This window comes from Candidimonas humi (assembly GCF_019166065.1).
Lineage (GTDB): Bacteria > Pseudomonadota > Gammaproteobacteria > Burkholderiales > Burkholderiaceae_B > Candidimonas > Candidimonas humi.
The window spans coordinates 529,747-547,598 of sequence record NZ_JAHTBN010000001.1; the positions used below are offsets into that span (position 1 = coordinate 529,747).

At 65.3% G+C, this 17,852-nt stretch carries 18 protein-coding genes; 6 read left to right on the plus strand and 12 right to left on the minus strand.

Annotated elements, in window-relative coordinates:
* Nucleotides 1–46 precede the first annotated feature (46 nt).
* Nucleotides 47–727 carry a cytochrome b/b6 domain-containing protein gene (locus KVP10_RS02300; RefSeq protein ID WP_217962841.1) on the plus strand — a complete coding sequence of 227 codons (681 nt, stop codon included), beginning with the start codon at nucleotides 47–49 and terminating at the stop codon, nucleotides 725–727.
* 28 nt (nucleotides 728–755) lie between these two features.
* Here KVP10_RS02300 and KVP10_RS02305 read toward each other — a convergent pair whose 3' ends face one another.
* The 3 genes from KVP10_RS02305 to fabG all read right to left on the minus strand — a co-directional run bounded on the left by KVP10_RS02305 (nucleotide 756) and on the right by fabG (nucleotide 3,062).
* Nucleotides 756–1,217: a CHRD domain-containing protein gene (locus KVP10_RS02305; RefSeq protein WP_217962842.1), complete on the minus strand. Its 462-nt coding sequence runs from the start codon at nucleotides 1,215–1,217 to the stop codon at nucleotides 756–758.
* A 305-nt stretch (nucleotides 1,218–1,522) separates the two neighbouring features.
* Entirely contained in the window at nucleotides 1,523–2,269 is a 747-nt protein-coding gene (locus KVP10_RS02310; protein ID WP_217962843.1) for an SDR family NAD(P)-dependent oxidoreductase, read from the minus strand.
* A 52-nt stretch (nucleotides 2,270–2,321) separates the two neighbouring features.
* Complete coding sequence (gene fabG / locus KVP10_RS02315) at nucleotides 2,322–3,062, minus strand: 3-oxoacyl-ACP reductase FabG (protein ID WP_217963069.1); 741 nt, start codon at nucleotides 3,060–3,062, stop codon at nucleotides 2,322–2,324.
* A 33-nt stretch (nucleotides 3,063–3,095) separates the two neighbouring features.
* On the opposite strand from fabG, the gene KVP10_RS02320 reads away from it, so the two are divergent.
* A complete protein-coding gene (locus tag KVP10_RS02320) occupies nucleotides 3,096–3,335 on the plus strand; it encodes a hypothetical protein (RefSeq protein ID WP_217962844.1) in 240 nt (79 codons plus the stop codon).
* An 83-nt stretch (nucleotides 3,336–3,418) separates the two neighbouring features.
* On the opposite strand, the gene KVP10_RS02325 is transcribed toward KVP10_RS02320, so the two are convergent.
* The 3 genes from KVP10_RS02325 to KVP10_RS02335 form a co-directional block, all read right to left on the minus strand.
* On the minus strand, nucleotides 3,419–4,783 hold the full coding sequence (locus KVP10_RS02325; RefSeq protein WP_217962845.1) for an aspartate aminotransferase family protein: 1,365 nt from the start codon (nucleotides 4,781–4,783) through the stop codon (nucleotides 3,419–3,421).
* Nucleotides 4,784–4,830: 47 nt separating this feature from the next.
* Nucleotides 4,831–6,378, minus strand: coding sequence for an acetolactate synthase large subunit (locus KVP10_RS02330; RefSeq protein ID WP_217962846.1), 1,548 nt, complete (start codon nucleotides 6,376–6,378; stop codon nucleotides 4,831–4,833).
* A 176-nt stretch (nucleotides 6,379–6,554) separates the two neighbouring features.
* The gene (locus KVP10_RS02335) at nucleotides 6,555–7,523 is read right to left on the minus strand and encodes a Bug family tripartite tricarboxylate transporter substrate binding protein (RefSeq protein WP_217962847.1); all 969 of its coding nucleotides are present in this window, start codon (nucleotides 7,521–7,523) and stop codon (nucleotides 6,555–6,557) included.
* A 107-nt stretch (nucleotides 7,524–7,630) separates the two neighbouring features.
* Between KVP10_RS02335 and KVP10_RS02340 the strand changes: the two genes are divergently transcribed.
* Nucleotides 7,631–8,470: an IclR family transcriptional regulator gene (locus KVP10_RS02340; RefSeq protein ID WP_217962848.1), complete on the plus strand. Its 840-nt coding sequence runs from the start codon at nucleotides 7,631–7,633 to the stop codon at nucleotides 8,468–8,470.
* Between the two features lie 4 nt (nucleotides 8,471–8,474).
* On the opposite strand, the gene KVP10_RS02345 is transcribed toward KVP10_RS02340, so the two are convergent.
* The gene (locus KVP10_RS02345; RefSeq protein ID WP_217962849.1) at nucleotides 8,475–9,683 is read right to left on the minus strand and encodes a diaminopropionate ammonia-lyase; all 1,209 of its coding nucleotides are present in this window, start codon (nucleotides 9,681–9,683) and stop codon (nucleotides 8,475–8,477) included.
* Complete coding sequence (locus tag KVP10_RS02350; protein ID WP_217962850.1) at nucleotides 9,677–10,951, minus strand: Zn-dependent hydrolase; 1,275 nt, start codon at nucleotides 10,949–10,951, stop codon at nucleotides 9,677–9,679. The genes KVP10_RS02345 and KVP10_RS02350 overlap by 7 nt, the downstream gene beginning before the upstream one ends.
* 202 nt (nucleotides 10,952–11,153) lie before the next feature.
* Between KVP10_RS02350 and KVP10_RS02355 the strand changes: the two genes are divergently transcribed.
* Entirely contained in the window at nucleotides 11,154–11,636 is a 483-nt protein-coding gene (locus tag KVP10_RS02355) for an Lrp/AsnC family transcriptional regulator (protein ID WP_217962851.1), read from the plus strand.
* Nucleotides 11,637–11,678: 42 nt separating this feature from the next.
* Here KVP10_RS02355 and alkB read toward each other — a convergent pair whose 3' ends face one another.
* The gene (alkB, locus tag KVP10_RS02360; protein ID WP_217962852.1) at nucleotides 11,679–12,329 is read right to left on the minus strand and encodes a DNA oxidative demethylase AlkB; all 651 of its coding nucleotides are present in this window, start codon (nucleotides 12,327–12,329) and stop codon (nucleotides 11,679–11,681) included.
* On the minus strand, nucleotides 12,316–14,016 hold the full coding sequence (locus KVP10_RS02365; RefSeq protein WP_217962853.1) for an FUSC family protein: 1,701 nt from the start codon (nucleotides 14,014–14,016) through the stop codon (nucleotides 12,316–12,318). Before KVP10_RS02365 ends, alkB begins: the two co-directional genes overlap by 14 nt.
* Before the next feature lie 443 nt (nucleotides 14,017–14,459).
* On the opposite strand from KVP10_RS02365, the gene KVP10_RS02370 reads away from it, so the two are divergent.
* Nucleotides 14,460–15,371 (plus strand): ketopantoate reductase family protein, encoded by a 912-nt coding sequence (locus KVP10_RS02370; RefSeq protein WP_217962854.1) that lies wholly within the window; start codon nucleotides 14,460–14,462, stop codon nucleotides 15,369–15,371.
* A gap of 125 nt (nucleotides 15,372–15,496) precedes the next feature.
* On the opposite strand, the gene KVP10_RS02375 is transcribed toward KVP10_RS02370, so the two are convergent.
* Nucleotides 15,497–16,195 (minus strand): CDGSH iron-sulfur domain-containing protein, encoded by a 699-nt coding sequence (locus KVP10_RS02375; RefSeq protein ID WP_246600246.1) that lies wholly within the window; start codon nucleotides 16,193–16,195, stop codon nucleotides 15,497–15,499.
* A 391-nt stretch (nucleotides 16,196–16,586) separates the two neighbouring features.
* Here KVP10_RS02375 and KVP10_RS02380 point away from each other — a divergent pair, with 391 nt between their 5' ends.
* Entirely contained in the window at nucleotides 16,587–17,165 is a 579-nt protein-coding gene (locus KVP10_RS02380; protein ID WP_217962855.1) for an HdeD family acid-resistance protein, read from the plus strand.
* A gap of 56 nt (nucleotides 17,166–17,221) precedes the next feature.
* Here KVP10_RS02380 and KVP10_RS02385 read toward each other — a convergent pair whose 3' ends face one another.
* On the minus strand, nucleotides 17,222–17,635 hold the full coding sequence (locus KVP10_RS02385; protein ID WP_217962856.1) for an OsmC family protein: 414 nt from the start codon (nucleotides 17,633–17,635) through the stop codon (nucleotides 17,222–17,224).
* Between the last annotated feature and the right edge of the window lie 217 nt (nucleotides 17,636–17,852).

Here is a 17,852-nt window from a genome sequence, read left to right on the forward strand (position 1 = left end):
TTGGCCGGCTGCCCGGCCGACATAGGCGCCGATCTCAAGGAGAGGCATGATGCGGGATTCTGACCATAGCCCGGGCCTGCGCCCGGTGCGCGTCTGGGATCTTCCCACGCGGCTGTTCCATTGGCTGGTGGTGATCCTGGTCGCCGCCGCCTACGCCAGCGAAAAGCTGAACTGGATGGGCTGGCATGCCCGCATCGGCGAGGCGCTGCTCGCGCTGCTGATCTTCCGGCTGCTGTGGGGGTGCTGGGGCAGCGCAAGCTCGCGCTTCCGCAATTTCGTGACCACGCCCGGCGCCGCGCTGCGCCACTTGCGGCATGTTTTCGTACACGAGCCCGACCTGCAGATCGGGCACAACCCCGCCGGCGGTTGGATGGTGCTGTTACTGCTCGCCCTGCTGCTGGGCGAAACACTGAGCGGCCTCTACGTGAACAACGATGTCGCCGACGACGGGCCCTTCACCGCCTGGATGCCCGCATGGGCCGCCAATGCGATCACGGCACTGCACTCGATACTCTGGTATGCCTTGCTGGCCGCGGTGGCGCTGCATGTGCTGGCCATCGCGATATACGCCATGGCCAAGGGGCAGAATCTGTTGCGCCCCATGATTACGGGCCGCAAGCAATTGCCGCCGAATATCGCCGCGCCGCGCATGGCGCCCGCGGTGCCGGCCTGGCTCGCGCTGCTGGCCGGCATCGCGGTCGCGATACTGCTGGCCACTTATCTCTGAGCCAGCCTGTTGCGGCGGGTGGCGATGCTTACTTGCCCTTGGGCGGCATCACCTGGCCGCGGATCTCGCCCGAGGGATGATCCTTGGTATGCACATTGATGTAGAACTGCCCGGCGGCGAATTCCTGCGCGTCCTGGGTCGACAAGGTAGCCTCGCCCTTCACGGGGCTGGTGACCGCCGAGCCCTTGTGGGACAGCCAGACTTTCACCCCGGCATTCTTGCCCTCGGCGGCGGGACCATGGAAATGCGCCATCGTCGCCGGGCTGGACAGGCCGCTGAAGGTGATCGTCCAGGTGACGACGCGGGTGGAAGGATCGTAGGTGAGGTCGGCCTTGCCGCTGCCCTGGGTCTGCACCGGAGGCACTTGTTGCGCACCGGTCAGGGGGACGGAGAAGGAAACCGGGGCGGCCTGGGCCGACACCATGAAGCCGGCCAGCACGGCGCCGGCAAATGCCAGCGCGGGCCGCCGCAATATCGGAGAAACGCTCATTTGATCATCTCCTGTGGTACGCCACGCCCGCAAGGCAGCCACTTGCGCCCCATGCGGACGAACGTGCCCGACCGGCCCGCATCCAGGATGGATGCAGGTAGCAGATCGGGCATGACTGCTCGTCAATTCTAGCACCGGGCGTCAGCCAGCCGACCGCGCGACACGACCGGCGGTAGGGCCTGCCGAGCGCCGGGCAAAGATGTGTCCAAGCCTTGCGTATGCAAGATCCAGGCTGCATCGTGATGCCTTTCGAACGCGCGTGGCTTCGCCTTGATCCGCCGTCGGCGCGTCCCCCCGGGGGCGCTTCAGGTGAGGTTCAAGCCCCCGTCCATGAGCAGGATTTCGCCCGTCATGTAATCGGATGCGGCGATCATGGAAACGGCCTGGGCAATGTCATCGGGGCTGGCGGCGCGGCGCATGGGCGAGCGCTCTTTCCAGAGCTGCCGGGCCTCGGCCCAATCGGCGGTAAGCGGCGTGTCCACCAATCCGGGCGCCACGGCGTTGACGCGAATGCCGGGCGCCAGCGACAGCGCCAGCAGGCGTGTCGTATGGTTCAGCGCGGCCTTGCTGGCCGCGTAGGGGATGGAAGCCCCCTTGGGACGCACGCCCGCATGCGAGCTGACATTGACCACGCAGCCCGCCCTGCCCCGCGCCGCGGCCTGCAGCAGAGCCGGCTGCGCCTCGGCGATTAACTGGAAGGGGGCAATCACATTCACTTCGTGCAGTTCCCGCCAGACCTCGGGCGTGGCCGCGGCAAGATCGGCATGGGGTATGACGCGGCTGATGCCCGCGTTATTGACCAGCACATCGAGCCGCCCCCAGGCCGCCACGGCGTCGCGCACCAGCCGCTGGCGGTCAGCCTCGTCGGCCAGATCGGCCTGGACGTATACGGCGCGGTCCAGTTCCTTGGCCAGCGCTGCCCCCGCCGCTGCGGAACGGCGCGAATGCAGGACGACGGCATAGCCGTCCCCGGACAGCCGCCTGGCTACGGCGGCGCCGATTCCCGAAGTCGAACCGGTGACGAGCGCAACAGGAGCGGAAGTCGATTCCATGTCTATCCAAGCAAGGAAAATACGGCAGGCGGCGGACGACGCGCCCCGCGCTTCAGAGCGAAATCCCGCCCGACACTTCGATCGCCGCGCCATTGATATAGCTTGCGTCGTCCGAAGCCAGGAAGGCATAGACATTGGCAATCTCGGCGGGCGTGCCCAGACGCCGCTGCCAGCACGCATCGCGCAGGCCGTCCAGCACCTTGGGCGGCATGGTCTTGAGAATATCGGTCTCGATGAAGCCCGGGCAGACCGCGTTGACGCGGATGCCCTTGGGCCCCAGTTCGCGCGCCCAGGTCTTGGTGAAACCGATGACGCCGAATTTGCTGGCCGCGTAATTCGTCTGCCCGAAATTGCCGTAGATGCCCACGACGCTGGACGCATTCAGTATGACGCCCCTTTGCTGCTCGAGCATCGTGTCGGCAACGGCCTGACTGCAATGGAAGACGCCCTTCAGGTTGACATCGATGACCGCATCGAATTGATCTTCCGTCATGCGCGCCAGCCTCGCATCCTGCGTGATGCCGGCGTTGTTGACCAGGATGTCGATACGGCCGAACCGCCCTTTCACGTCCTGCACCACCGCATCGATGCCCGCCCGGTCCGTGACGTCCAGCGTATACGCCGCCGCCCGATGGCCCTCGGCCGTGAGAGAGCTCGCTTCACGTTGCACCGCCTCGGCCGAACGATCGCACAGAATCAGCGTGGCGCCCTCGCTGGCGAATTTCCTGGCGGTGGCCTGCCCTATACCCGCGGCAGCCCCCGTTATCAAAGCAACTCGTTCCTTGAGCTTCACTGGCATCAACCTCGCAAAGGGTAAACTGGATGCATGGATGATACAGCCTCCGCAGCCTCGTCCGCCCCGTCTTGGGCAGACGCCCCCGAGGGATGGAACTGGCTTGCGCAAGATCAGGACGGCAAGTGGTTCTGGTATGCGGTGCCGCCCCAGCTCGGCATGGCGGGGGGCATATGGCGCTCGCCACGCAGGGCGCAGCAGTTCGCCGCGCAGGGCGAGCCCAATCCGAAGTGGTACGAGACTTGCCTGCGTCGCCCCGACGCGGAGCGCTGAGCCCTCCGCCGCCATGGCCGCGCATGTTCTGGGCGGGCCGATAGCCCGGCCCGTGCTTGTTTCAGTCTCCCAGTCTTTCGGCCTCAATCCGCCAGACTTCGCACGTCCTCCAGCGTATCCACATAGCGGCCCACCATGTCGTGGACCTGCTGCTCGTCGATGATGAGCGGCGGGCAAAAGGCGATGCTGTCCTGGATGCCGCGCACGATCAGCCCATGCTCGTGGGCCTTCTCGAAAATGGCCGCACCCATCTTGCCGAGGGGATCGAAGGGCCTGCGGGTATTCTTGTCGGCCACCAGTTCCACGGCGGCGATCAGGCCCGTGCCGCGCACTTCGCCCACCAGTGGATGATCGTTCAGGGCGCGCAGCGACGACTGCAGTACTTCGCCCATCCGGGCGGCATTCTCGACCAGGCCTCTTTCTTCGATGATGCGGATATTTTCCAGCGCGACCGCCGTGGCAACCGGATGGCCGCTGGCGGTGTAGCCGTGTCCGAATGTGCCCAGCTCGCCCGAATACCTGGCGATGACGGAATGCACTTTGTCGCCCAGCAGCACCGCGGCCAGCGGCAGGTAGGAAGACGTGATCTGCTTGGACAGCACCATGATGTCCGGCTCGATGCCGAACTTCTGCGAGCCGAACATGGTGCCCAGCCGGCCGAAGCCGGTAATGACTTCGTCGGCAACGACCAGCACGTCGTACTTGCGGCAGACGGCCTGGATCTTGTCCCAATAAGTGGCCGGCGGCACAATGACGCCGCCCGCGCCCATGACGGGTTCGCCGATGAAGGCCGCGACTGTATCGGGGCCTTCTTCCAGGATCAGGGTTTCCAGTTCCGCGGCCATGCGGGTGGCAAAGGCCTCTTCGGTTTCGCCCGGTTGGCCTTCGCGATACCAGTGCGGGCAGCTCACGTGCTTCATCTGCGCCAGCGGCAGGTCGAAGCCGCGATGGTTGGGCGCCAGGCCGGTGAGGCTGGCCGAAGCCACGGTCACGCCGTGGTAGCCCTTGTTGCGCGCGATGATTTTCTTTTTGTTGGTGCGGCCCAGGGCATTGTTGTAGTACCACACCATCTTGATGACGGTGTCGTTCGCCTCCGAGCCCGAATTGGTGAAGAAGGCGCTGCGCATGCGGCCTTTGGTCAACTGCACGAGTTTTTCTGCCAGCTCGACCGAGGGCGTATGCGTCTTGTGGCTGAAGGTGTGATAGAACGGCAGCTTGCCCATCTGGTCCGCAGCCGCGCGCACCAGCCTGGGTTCGTTGAAACCCACCGCGACGCTCCATAGCCCCGACATGCCTTCGATGTATTCGCGGCCTTGATCGTCGTACACGTATATGCCCTGGCCGCGCTCGATGACGCGCGGGCCGACCTGCGCGTGCTTGACGGCATTGGTGTAAGGGTGCAGGTGATAAGAGATATCACGGTTCTGGATGGGGCTCAGTGCGCTCATGCTATGGCTCGATGTATAAGGACGGGAATTGCCGTGTGTGGGGCCGATCAGATGACGGCCTCGATCAGGAAAGGGCCTTTGCGCGCCAGCGCGGCGCGCAGCAGGTCGATGAAAGCGGCCGAATCCGAGGCGCGGGCCGCCTCGACGCCGGCAGCCTGCGCCATGTGCACCCAGTCGATCGAAGGCTCGTCCAGGTTCAGCATGCGGCGGGCGTTGCGCCCCGGTTCGCCCGCGCCCACCATCTTCAGCTCGTTGTGCAGGATGGCGTAGCGGCGGTTCGCGAAGACGACGGTGACCACGTCCAGTTGCTCGCGCGCCTGCGTCCACAGGCCCTGTACGGTATACATGCCGCTGCCGTCGGCCTGCATCAGGATGACCTTGCGGTCGGGACAAGCCACTGCCGCGCCGGTTGCCAGGGGAATGCCGATGCCAATGGCGCCGCCCGTGATCTGCAGGAAATCATGCGGCGCGGCGTTCCAGGTCCATTTGAAAGAATCGCGGCCCGAGCTGACCGACTCGTCGCAGATGATGGCGTTTTCCGGGCTCAGGGCGCCTATGGCCTGGATGACGGAGCTGGCGGTCAGGGGCCCCGTGGGCAATTCCAGGCGGCCGCCCTCGGCGACCTGGATGGGAGTGGCGCCGTTGGCGCCCACGGCGTCGGCGAGCCGTTCCAGGGTTTGCGGCAGATCGTCGGCGGGGCTGGCCAGGGTAATGACTTCGCAAGCCTCGGGGATCAATACGCTAGGCTTGCCCGGGTACGCGAAAAATGCCACGGGCGTGCGGGCGCCGATCAGTATCAATTGTTCGGTGCCTTCCAGCGCCTTGACGGCCGCGTCCACGGGATACGGCACGCGTTCGATGGGCACCCGGCCCGCCCCGCGCTCCATGCGGCCATTGGCTTGTTGTGCCATCAGCCGTGCGCCGCTGCGGGCCGCGATGCGGGCAGCGGTTTCCAGCGGGCCCGCGCGCAGGGCCTTGCCCGAAAGCAGGATGATGGTTCTGCGCCCGTTGAGCAGCGCCTCGCGGGCTTGCTGCAAGGTCGCTTCGTCGACACTGCCCGGTGCGGGCGGCTGCGCCCGGGACACCGGCGCCGAGGCCTGCCCCCATGCGGCGTCCGCGGGCAGGATCAAGGTCGCAATGCGGCCCGGCTCGGTGCGGGCCGCGGCAACGGCCGCCGCGGCGGCTTCCGACACGTCGTCGGACGACTTTATGCGGCGCACCCAGTTGGACATGGGGCGCGCCAGGCTCTCGATGTCGGTGGTCAATGGCGCGTCGTACTGGATGTGGTAGCTGGCATGCTCGCCCACGATGTTGACGACGGGCGTCTGGGCCCGGCGCGCATTGTGCAGATTGGCCAGGCCATTGGCCAGCCCTGGCCCCAGGTGCAGCAGCGTCGCGGCAGGCTTGTCCGCCATGCGTCCGTAGCCGTCGGCGGCGCCGGTGACCACACCCTCGAACAGCCCCAGGACGCAGCGCATCTGCGGCTTGCGGTCGAGCGCGGCGACGAAATGCATCTCGGACGTGCCCGGATTGGCGAAACACACGTCTACATCATTGGCCAAAAGCGTGTCGCAAAGACTATCTGCACCATTCATTATTCAAACCTCGGTCATCGGTATGCCCGCCTCGCGGACAGGGAAAACGAAAAGCCGGAATACTGCCCGGTTCCATGCTCGCGCCCTGCCCGGGGCCGGCGCCTCGGCGGCCCGGCCCGCACCTTGCGGCGGCAAAGAGCGCGATCCCCGTATCCTACCGCGTAGACGGCACGACACTACTGGACGGCGATATTCGCGCGTTTCACCAGCGACTGGATAACAGGAATTTCCTGCTTGATCTGCGTGAGCAGGGCCTGGGGCGTGCCGTCAGAGGGCTCGATGCCCATGGCCAGCATGCGCTTGCGCACGGTCTCGTCGGCCAGCGCCACCTTCAGCGCATTGTCCAGCACATGGGTATGGGACTCGGGCGTGCCCGGCGGAGCGACCAGGGTGAACCAGGCCAGCATCTCGAAGCCGGGATAGCCCGACTCGCTTATGGTCGGCAGCTTGGGCAGCGAAGACATGCGCTGTTTGCTGGTGATCGCCAGCACACCCACCTTGCCCGAATCGACCTGCGGCATGCCCGTAGACACCATGTCGAAGAACAAATCGACCTCGCCGCTGATCAGTTGCGGCATGGCCTGGGCCGAGCCCTTGTAAGGCACATGCAGCAGCTTTATGCCGGCCATCTTCTGGAAATATTCCGCCGCCAGGTGCGAAGACGTGCCCGTCCCGAACGAAGCGATGGTCAGAGAGCCGGGCTTGGCCTTGGCGGCTTTCACCACATCGGCCAGGGACTTGAAATGGTCTTTCTTGGCCGTCAGCAGCACCATGGGCCCGATGCCTATCATGCCGATCGGCGCAAAGGCATCGGGGTCGTATGGCAGTTTCTTGAAGAGAAAGCGATTGGTGACCAGGGTCGAATTGGTCGCCAGCAGGATGGTATAGCCATCGGGCGTGGACCGGGCGACGTGCGAAGCGCCTATGGTCGTAGCCGCCCCCGCGCGATTTTCCACCACGATCGATTGGCCCAGCGCCCGGCCCATGCGCTCGGCCAATATGCGAGCCAGGCCATCGGTAGCGCCGCCCGCGGGAAAAGGCGTGATCATGGTGATGGGCCGATCGGGAAAGCCTGCAGCCGCCGCGACGCTCGTAACGAGGCCGAGAACCGCGGCGGCCAAAAATCGGATTCCGGTACGGAACATGGTTTATCTCCTGGATTTGTCGAAATGAGGTGCTTTTTTATTTTGAATTCCGTAGAATGGGATTCAATTCCTTTTTTTCTGATCAATATAAAGCGCTTGCACACCAAATGCAAACTTTTCCCCCGCCTCCCGGCGCCCCGCCCGAATCGCGCGGGGCTGCTCGCCGCCCCGCGCGCCGCAAGCGGACGCCCGGCCAGGGCGATACCTCGTCGCCCGACTTCGTCGATGCGCTGGCGCGCGGCCTGAACGTCTTGCGCTGCTTCGAGCCCGGCATCAAGTCGCTGGGCAACCTGGAACTGGCCGAGCGCACGGGCCTGGCCAAATCGACGGTCAGCCGCATCGTGTACACGCTGACGACCTTGGGCTACCTGCGCTACGACGCGGAAACGGGGCGCTATGCGCCCGGCTACGGCACGCTGGCGCTGGGCTTCGGTTGCCTGGCCAGCCTGGAGGTGCGCGAAGTGGCGCGCCCGCTCATGGAAACGCTGGCGCGGGCCACCGGAGGCGCCGTGGCGCTGGGCGCCTTCGACGGGCAGTCCATGGTCTATGTCGAGGCCGTGCACGGTTCGTCGGCGCTCTATCTGCGCCTGCCCGTCGGCTATCGGGTCAGCATGGACAGCACCATGGGCCGCACTTATCTTGCCAGCCTGCCCCGGGCGGAACGAGACGCCCTGCTGCCGAAGCTGGAACTGCCTTCCGGCATGTCCGCCATCATGCGCAAGGCCTGCGCCGACTTCGCCGACGGCGGCTGCTGCTACGGCATAGGCGACTGGCAGCCCGGCATCAACGCCGCGGCGGCCGCATTCACCGCCATTACCGGCGAAGGCACCTACGTGCTGAGCTGCGGCGGCCCCGAAACCATCCTGCCCGAATCCCGCCTGCGCGGCGAAATCGCCGCCAGGCTGGCCGATGTGGTTGGCAGCCTGTCGCTGCCCTGCGGCCGCTAGCGCCTCAAGGACGCGCCAAGCAAGCTTCTTGGCGCGACAACACCGACGAAGCTGTCATCCCCACGCACTGCTCATATACCGACGGCGCGGTTGCGCCTTCGGTGTTGATGACCAGTACCCTCGAATCTGCGTCCAGGCCCAGGGCTCCGGCCAGGGTCTCGTCGCGCATGGACACCAGCAAACCAGCCAGGCCCGCCGCCCCCGATTCCCCCGCAACAATGGGGATGTCGCCATGGCCGCCCGCCGCAAGCACGCGCATGGCCTGGATCGCAGCATCGTCCGCAATAGTCATGAAGTGATCGACGCTGTTGCGCAGGAAACGCCATGCAAGCGGAGAAACCTCTCCGCAAGCCAGGCCGGCCATGATGGAATCCACCGAGCCCGACGCGCAGGCGGGACTTTGCGCCAGCGCGCTCTGGTAGAGGCAATCGGCCTGGTCGGGTTCGACCACGATGAAGCGCGGGCGCCGCGCCCCATAGGTTTCCCACAAATAGCCGATGACGCCGGCCGCCAGGCCCCCTACTCCGCCCTGCAGGAACACGTGCGTGCAGGGCGGCCGCCCGCCGGACTGTTCGACGAGCTCGGAAGCGATCACGCCATAGCCCTGCATCACATCCCTGGGGATATCCTCGTAGCCGTCGTAGGAAGTGTCGGAGACCACCTGCCAGCCGTGCTCGGCAGCCAGCCTCGCCGCTTCCGTGACAGAGGCATCGTAGTTGCCCGCAATGCGCACGATCCGGGCCCCGCAGGCGGCAATGGCGCGCTCGCGTTCGGCACTGACCCGGGCATGCAGCACGATCACGCAGCGGCAACCGGCATCGCGCGCCGCCGCGGCCAGCGCGCGGCCATGGTTGCCATCCGTGGCGCTGATGACGGTGTAGTCTTTCAAAGCCTCGGCATGGCGGCCCGCGAGCACCGACTCCGGGTCGAAACCGGGATGCAGCCTCAAGACCTGGCGCAGCAACGCGACCGGTGCGCCCAAGGCCTTGAAGCTGCCCAGGGGCGAGCGCAGCGACTCGTCCTTGATGCCTAGCCAGGCAAGTTTCAAGCGCGCAGCCAGGCCGGGCAGCTCATGCAGCGGCGTCGCGGCACGCGCAATGCCGGACCAGCCGGACAGCCAGCGCCGGCTTTGCTCTGCACGTTCGATGCTCATGATCGACCGCAGCTCGTCGGGGTACGGAATGCGCGCAGCATGTTTGTTGGCGATCAGCATAGCCGGCCCTCCCCCTGGACATTCGCGAGACGACGCCGCACCACCTCCAGCAGCACCTGTGCGCCCTGCACCAGTTGGGCATCGTCGGTATGCTCGCGCGGGTTGTGGCTGATCCCCGCGCGGCTGGGCACGAAAATCATCGCCGCCGGGGCGATGCGCGCCATCATCTGCGCATCATGGCCGGCCCCTGACGTCATGCGCCGCGAAGCGTAGCCCAGGCGCACGGCCGCGGCTTCGATCTCGGCGGCCAATCCGGCATCGAAGACCACCGGCTCGTAGCGCGCCAGGCGCTCGGTCTCGATTTCCACCCCTTCGCGCTGCGCGAGTTCGACGAGAAAATCGCCCAGGCGCCTTTCCGCCGCCTGCAGGCGCTGTTCGTCGGGGTCGCGCAGGTCCACGGTGAAGGTCGCCTTGCGCGCAATGACGTTGATGACGTCGGGCTCGAAGCGCAGCGAGCCCACCGTCGCCAGGGTAGTCCCGCCGGATGGCGCCGCCACGTGTTCGCGCAGGAAGGCCACGACGGCGGCAGCCGCGTAGCCTGCGTCATGGCGCAGCCGCAAGGGCGTGGTGCCGGCGTGATTGGCCGTGCCATGCACCGTAATTTTCTGCCAGGAAATTCCCTGCAGGTTCTCGACCACGCCGATGGACTGCCCTTCGGCCTCCAGGATCGGGCCTTGCTCGATATGCAGTTCCAGGTATTCGAGCGGCGCGATTGCGCCCGGTTCGAGCTCGCCCGCATAAGCGATGCGCGCCAGCTCGTCGCCCAGGCGCACGCCGTCGATGCCGACGACGTCGAGCGCAGCCTGCAGCGCCATGCCGCCCGCGTACACCAGCGAACCCATCATGTCCGGCTGAAAGCGCACGCCCTCTTCATTGGTAAAGGCCGCCACCACGATCGCCCGCGACGGCGCCAGGCCTGCAGCGCGCCAGGCGCGCGCGACCGCCAGGCCGGAGAGCACGCCATAGCAGCCATCCAGTGCACCCGCATTGCGCACGGTATCGATATGCGAGCCTATCATCAGGGGCTGCCGGTCGCCTTCATGCGTGGCGGCATGCAGGACGCCGAAGATATTGCCGATGCGATCGACGCGCACGTCCAGGCCCAGTTCGCGCATCCATTGCACGAGCAGATCGCGGCCGGCCCGGTCCGCATCGGTAAGCGCGATGCGGGTTCGCCCGTCGCCTGGGGCGCCGCTGCCGACCTCGCCCAAGGCGCGGACCTGTGCAAGCAGCGCCTGCGCATCCAGAGTGGGAATTGAAGAAGACATGCAACCATCCTGTAGAAATGGGCCGAGGGCCGGGCCGCCCCATCAGCCAGGCTTGCAGTGGCCGGCATCGGTTCGGGCGCCGGCCTTGGCATCGTGCTTATGTGAAATAATATTCCCCATACAGGCGTTTATCTTACGAATTCATGCCTATACAATTGAATTATTTATCGATAAACAGGCAAAATTTGCAGAGGAATCCGTCATGGCGCCCAAGCTCGACAAGCATGACCATGTGCTGCTGGCCGCGATCCAGGAAAACGCGCGCTTGGCCCAAAGCGAATTGGGCGAACGCGCGAATCTTTCCACCGCCGCGGTGAACCGCAGGCTGCGGCTGCTGGCGGATGCGGGCGTCATCGAGAAATACACCGCGCGCCTCAACCCGAAGGCCCTGGGCTATGGCCTGACCATCATCGTCGAGGTCAAGGTCGAGAGCGAGCGCGCCGACCTGCTGCAGGAAATGCAGCGCGGCTTCAAGGCCTGCCCCGAGATCCAGCAGTGCTATTACGTGGCCGGGGAATGCGATTTCGTGTTGATCTTCTTGGTGCGCGACATGGAACAATACGTGGGCCTGACGCGCAGCCTGTTCCACGAGAACGGCAACGTCAAGGCATTCAAGACGCTGGTTGCCATGGACAGGGTCAAGACCGGCATGGATGTGCCCCTGCACGGCGTCGGCGAAGCCTGACGCTTCGGCTTTCTGGCGTTGGCATCCGGCCCATCGGGCGTCTCAACCCGCCTTGCGGAACGTGAGATTGATCCTGCAGTCTCCCAGCAGAGGATGCGTGGCCCCTTCCGGCGCCAGCACGCCGTGATAGCGCAGCCGGTCTTCGCCGCCCCAGACCACGACGTCGCCATGATGCAGCAGTAGCTTCATTACTCTGTCGGACCGTGCCAGGCCGCCGAACAGGAAAGTCGCGGACATGCCCAGCGACACCGAGACTATAGGCGCGCCGAAGTCCCGCTCGTTCTTGTCCTGGTGCAGAGACATCCGGGCGCCGGACGCATAGCGGTTCATCAGGCACGCGTCGGGCTCGAAATCCCGAAAGCCCGCAGCCGCCGCAGCGGTGCGCGCCAGCATTGCAAACGCCTGCGGCATATCCGGCCAGGGACGGCCGCTATCCGGATCCGCCGCAGTGTAGAGGTAGCCGCGCCTGTCGGTCGTCCAACCCAGCGCGCCGCAATTCGTCAATGCGGCCGACATCGTGAGGCCGCCCGGCGTCACCATCCGCCGGAAGGGGGCGCGATCCTCGATGCCGGCAATGGCGGACAGCAAGGCCTGCTCCTGGGATAAAGCGTATCCGTGCAAGACGAAAGCGCACGGCCCGATGCGTTCGGGTTCGCCGGGCGCTGCACTATGAAAGAGGTCAAGCGTACTCATTGCCGTTGCGCTCGGCATACACCAGAGAGTCGTGCAGGTTGTGCATCTCGGTATCGAGGAATCCGGGCAAATGCCCAAGCGGCGCGGGCTTCGAGCCTAGGCGAATAGCATGGGCCAAAGCGACCAGCGCGCGCCCGACTTCTTTTGCGCCGTCCGGGCCGAACAGCGTGCGGGCGCTTGCGGCGGCTTGCGGGCCTGCCTCTTCCAGCGACCAGCACGTCGAAAGCGTGCGATAAGCCAGACGTTGGGCGGCCATCACCGCGGGCCAGGAGCGCACCGCAGCGTCGCGATGCCAGGGCTTGGAGCCTGCGCCGGAATCATAGGCTTCCAGCACGACTATGGTGCGATGCTGAAGATCGCGGCGCGCCTGCCGGGCCGAGGGGCTGACGACGTCTCCCGCGGCGACATGGCCCAATACGTTTTTCAGCGCCACCAGCATCTTGACGAGTTCACGGGGAATGCGCGTCGCAGCCGAACGCGATGTCGTCAAGGTCAGTATCACGAGCCCCGTCACGCAACCGATGAAGGTATCGACGCCGCGCACCCATAGCAAATGCCCTATGTCAGAGGTCGGATGGCCGCCGGAGGCGATGGTCAGCGCCGCGGCAGTGATGAACACCACAGCCAGCGCGTAGTTGCGGATCACCGTCATCTCGATGATGAACTGCAGCAGCATGAGCGTCGCCACCAGCCACAGGCCTTCGGGGTGGCCCGCCAGCACAGCCCCGGCCAGGGCCAGGCCGACTAGCGTGCCTCCCATGCGTTCGACGCCGCGTTGCAGGCTGCGCATCCAGTCCAGCCCCTGATGCAGGATCAGGACCGCCGCCGCCATGGTCCAATAGGCGCGCTCCAGGCCCAGCAGCGCGCCTATCGTTCCGGCAATGGCCGTCGAGACACCGACGCGGGCAGCCGCCAAGAGCGCCGGCGACCATGGCCGGAAATTCTCGCGCAGCGATTCCGACCAGCCATAATGGCCCAGCGGGACATGAGCGGGCTCCGTGCGTTCCGCCTGGTCCGTGGGATGCGCGGCCTGGATCTCGATCCGGCGCGCATGCTCGGCAGCATCCGCAATCGGCGCGTTGCCTGTGCCGGAGGCATTCATGACGCTTGCAAACAGCAAGTGCAATTCCCGGTTGAGCGCGCGCAAGTGGCTCAGGGCCCCGTCGGGGCGCGGCCGGGCAGGCTGGCGCGTAACCAGCGTCGCCCAGGCATGATGCATGGCCAGCGCCGCCGCATGGCGGGTGCCGTCTTCGCCGGGCGAGCCGACGGCCTTCGCGTAGCGCCCGACGGCTTGCGCGGCGGCCACGACGGCCGCCCGTTCCGGCCCCCTGGGCCGGACAAAGGCTCCTGCCATATGCACCAGCCATGCGAACGTGCCTCCGGCCAATACGAGCAGGCCCACCTGCGCGACAGACAAATGGCTTATCGGCATGCCTGTGCCAGCGGCGCAGGCAAGCGCGAACATGTAGGCGCCCGGCGGCCCGACGCTTAGCGCATTGCACAGGAAAGTCGCGGCCACGGCAATCAGCACGACCACGGGCACCACCAATAGCGGTACCTCGGCCGCCCAGACACCGAGCGCCACCGCCAGGGCAAAAGACACGGCAATGACAGCGAGATGAATGGCGCGATTCAAATACGGACGGCCGCTGCCGTAAAGCGCGGTAAAAGCCCCGATCGTGGCCATGAGCCCCGCCGAGACATCGCCGGCCAGCCATCCGGCCAAGACCGGCACCCCCATGCAACAGGAAGCACGCACCGCAAACGGCCAACGCCGGCCGGCCGGCCGCAATTTGAATAGCGCGGACAAACGGAAGCTAGGCGGTGGCGGGGCTGATGGAGTCGATGTCATGGGGGCTCGAATGATTTCCGGATAACTTTCCAGTATCCCTGGCCGGGGCGCCAGGCCGCGGCGCAGCAGGCCATAGCTGTAAATATATTACGGCGCGGCCAGGCAGCGCTAAGCCATTCTTGCGTCGCGCGTCGAATCCGCAGCCGTCAATATCCCCGATCGACACATAGGCATAGGCGGCATTTCCCGCAAGAGCCGGGCAGGCAATGCGAGTACAGTATATTGATATGCATCGCAACGAGCTACGCGGCCATGAGGGCCGGCAAAAGGAATCCGACATGAATATCGCCGTCATGGGTGCGGGCGCGGTGGGCTGCTACTACGGCGCCATGCTTGCGCGCGCAGGGCACGAAGTCGTGCTGATCGGGCGCGAACAGCACGTCCAGGCTATCGAGCGCGACGGGCTGCGCCTGGAAGCCCAGCAATTCGACGAACATATAGGCCGGCCACACCTGTCGGCCAGCACCGACCCTGCCGCTGTAAGCGGCGCGCAGTTCGTGCTGTTCTGCGTGAAATCGCCGGACACGGAAAGCGCGGGCGCGTCCATCGGGCCGCACCTGGCCGCCGGCACGCTCGTGCTCACGCTGCAAAACGGCGTGGACAACGCCGAGCGCCTGCGCGGCGTCATCGCACGAGAAGTCGCCGCCGCCGTGGTGTATGTCGCCACCGAAATGGCTGGGCCCGGCCACGTGCGCCACCACGGCCGGGGCGAGCTCGTCATCGAGCCCTCCACGCAAAGCGAGGCTATTGCGCGCATGTTCATCGAGGCGGGGGTGCCCACCGAGATTTCGCCTAATGTACGCGGCGCGCTCTGGACCAAGCTGATCCTGAACTGCGCCTATAACGCCCTGTCGGCCATCTCGCAGCTACCCTATGGCCGGCTTGTCGCCGGCACCGGCGTGCCTGCTTCGATATCCGACGTGGTTGCCGAATGCGCCGCCGTCGCACAAGCCGACGGTGTAAGCCTGCCGCCCGACATCGAACAGGCCGTGCGCCGCATCGCCGAGACCATGCCGGGCCAGTACTCGTCCACGGCCCAGGACGTAGCACGCGGCAAGCCCAGCGAGATCGATCATCTCAACGGCTACATCGTAAAGCGCGGCGAGGTGCTCGGCGTCCCCACCCCGGCAAACCGGCTGCTGCATACGCTCGTAAAGCTGATCGAAGACAAGGCCAGCGGCGCGATCTGAAGCCGCCGCCCGGGAATACCACGACGGCTTGCCCGGATCGCTAAACCCCTAGACCGGCAAGCGCCACCGCGCGGCGGTGCGCGAACCGGAGATTCATATTCGCGGATCTCCGGCTCGCGCCCACATCATTCGTCGCGGAATCCCACGCTCGCATGGGTGCCGTCGCAGAACGGCTTGTTGCCCGACTGGCCGCAACGACAGAGCGTCATCCGGTTTCGAGTCTCGTAGGCGACACCGTCGGCTGCGATCAGCTTGATGCCGCCGCGCACCCACAAAGGGCCGCTCACTCCTTGCTGGGGGTCTTCCACCACGGCGATCGAAGGAGGAAGCTCGGGCTCGATCGGCTTGCGGGTGGCCAGATCCCACGCCACCAGCCGCCCGGACGGGCACTGGCCTACCTGGCGGACATAGGCCTCGCGGGCGGGCTCGGACCGCACCCGCGACACCGTATTCCATACATTGCCGTCCCGGTCGCAGAACCGGGCAAAAGCACAGAGCGGCTCGGCGTCAGTCAAGGCGAGCACGGGCCCATTGATTTCTTGCGCTTGTGCCGCATAGGACTCCCGGCTGGCGGTTTCCGCGCCGTCGAAACCGACCTTGGCATGAGTGCCGTCGCAAAAGGGCTTTTTCGATGAATGGCCGCAGCGGCAAAGAAAGTAAGACTCGCCGACGGCATAGGCCTCGCCCGGCAGCCATTGCGTAGACTCGCCCGCGGCATTGGTGCCGATTGTTTGCTTCGACAACGGCGGACCGCCGGTGACTGCATAAGGCCCGTTTTTCATGACGCTTATCGTCATGGCATCGGCAGACTGGCTTGTATCCATTTGGGAACCCCTGGCAAAAATAGATTGCTTCGAGTCTTCCAGATACCCGGCCCCGTGTGAGGCAAGAGTTATACGAGCCGCCGCGTCTTGAAGATTTCCGGAGAGGTGTATTCGTCGAAGGCCTCGACAATTCGAGAAGCAAGGACTTAGCTCAGTCGTCGCCGATAGCGGAGTCACGCAGGCCACCCTTGAGCCATGCTAGCGCAGTCGCGGGTGAATAGTAAAGAGCCGCCTGGCCGGCCCCACCGGGCCTCGCGAGCCGGCCTCTATCCTATGGTGGAACAGCGCTCCATTGCTATAATCGGCAACGCCAGTATGTGTCGCTTATTTGTTTTGCATATCGAATGGTGCGCATCGCTGCGACACGAGTCGTGCCAAGGAGCCAACCCTCATGACTGAAAACTCGGTAGACACTGCCCGCAACCCGCTGGCAGCGATTGGCGGCGCGTGGTGGCTGCTCCTGCTCAGGGGCATCGTCGCCATATTGTTCGGCATTCTCGCGTTTCTATGGCCAGGCAAGAGCCTGCTTGCGCTGATACTGGTCTACGGCATCTACACGATCGCAGACGGAATATTTTCACTGGGCGGCGCCATCCGCGGCGGCGGACTCGTACCGCGCTGGTGGCTGGCGCTGGCAGGCGTGGCCAGCCTCGCCGCGGGTGTCATCGCATTCGGATGGCCCGGCCTTACCGTGGTAGTCATGGTTACCCTCATCGGCGTCTGGTCGATCGTGCGCGGCGTCCTGGAAATCATAGGCGCCATCAAGCTGCGCAAAGTCATCAATAACGAATGGCTGCTCGCGCTCGCAGGCGTGGTGTCTGTCCTGTTCGGCCTTGCCCTCGTCGCCATGCCGGGTTTCGGCGCACTGGTCCTGCTGTGGATTATCGGCTCGTGGGCGATTGTGTTCGGTGTCCTGTTCATCTCCCTGGCCTTCCGTCTAAAGAAGCTTCACGGGTCCGCCCAGGGCTAAGACGATCCTGCCGCCATGAACATATGGCGGCAAGCCCTCCCCGCGCGTAGCTTGTGTCAGGCCACTGTTTCGATATCTATGGTGACTTGGGTCATCAATTTATGAATCGGGCACTTGGCGGCGACTTGCCGCAGCGTTTCGCGCTGCGCGTCGGTCAACGGCCCCTGGAAATCTAGATGGACGCGCAAATGGTATTTGCCTAAGCGCTCTTCGTGGCTGTCGCGTTCCACGCGGGTTGCGACCCGCTCCAGCGGGATGTCGTGCCTCTTCGCATACCACGTTGCCGTAAGCGCCTTGCAAGACGCCAAGGCAGCGTCGAAATAATCGTGGGGGCTGGGAGCGGAATCGACACTTCCGGCTTCGGGGCCGACATCGGCGTGCAGCGTGTGCGCGCGCACACGCAATGTCTGTGGATATTCGCCCGCAGTGGTCGTGGCGCAATCGATTTCGTTGGTGTAGGTCTCGGACATAATGGTGTGGTTCCCTGCCATAGCGTTGCTCGATCCGCGCGAGGCTCTCCGCAGGGGCGCGAAGAGCATGGCGCATTAAAGGCCTGCCGAAGCCGATGCCGTGCGCAGACTCGGGCATCGCGGGCGAAGTCGACCAGCTCCGTGTCGACTCCATCATGTTACTGCACTCGCTTCAGGAAACCCCGAGGCGATATTGCCCTTGCATGACGCAGGCCTC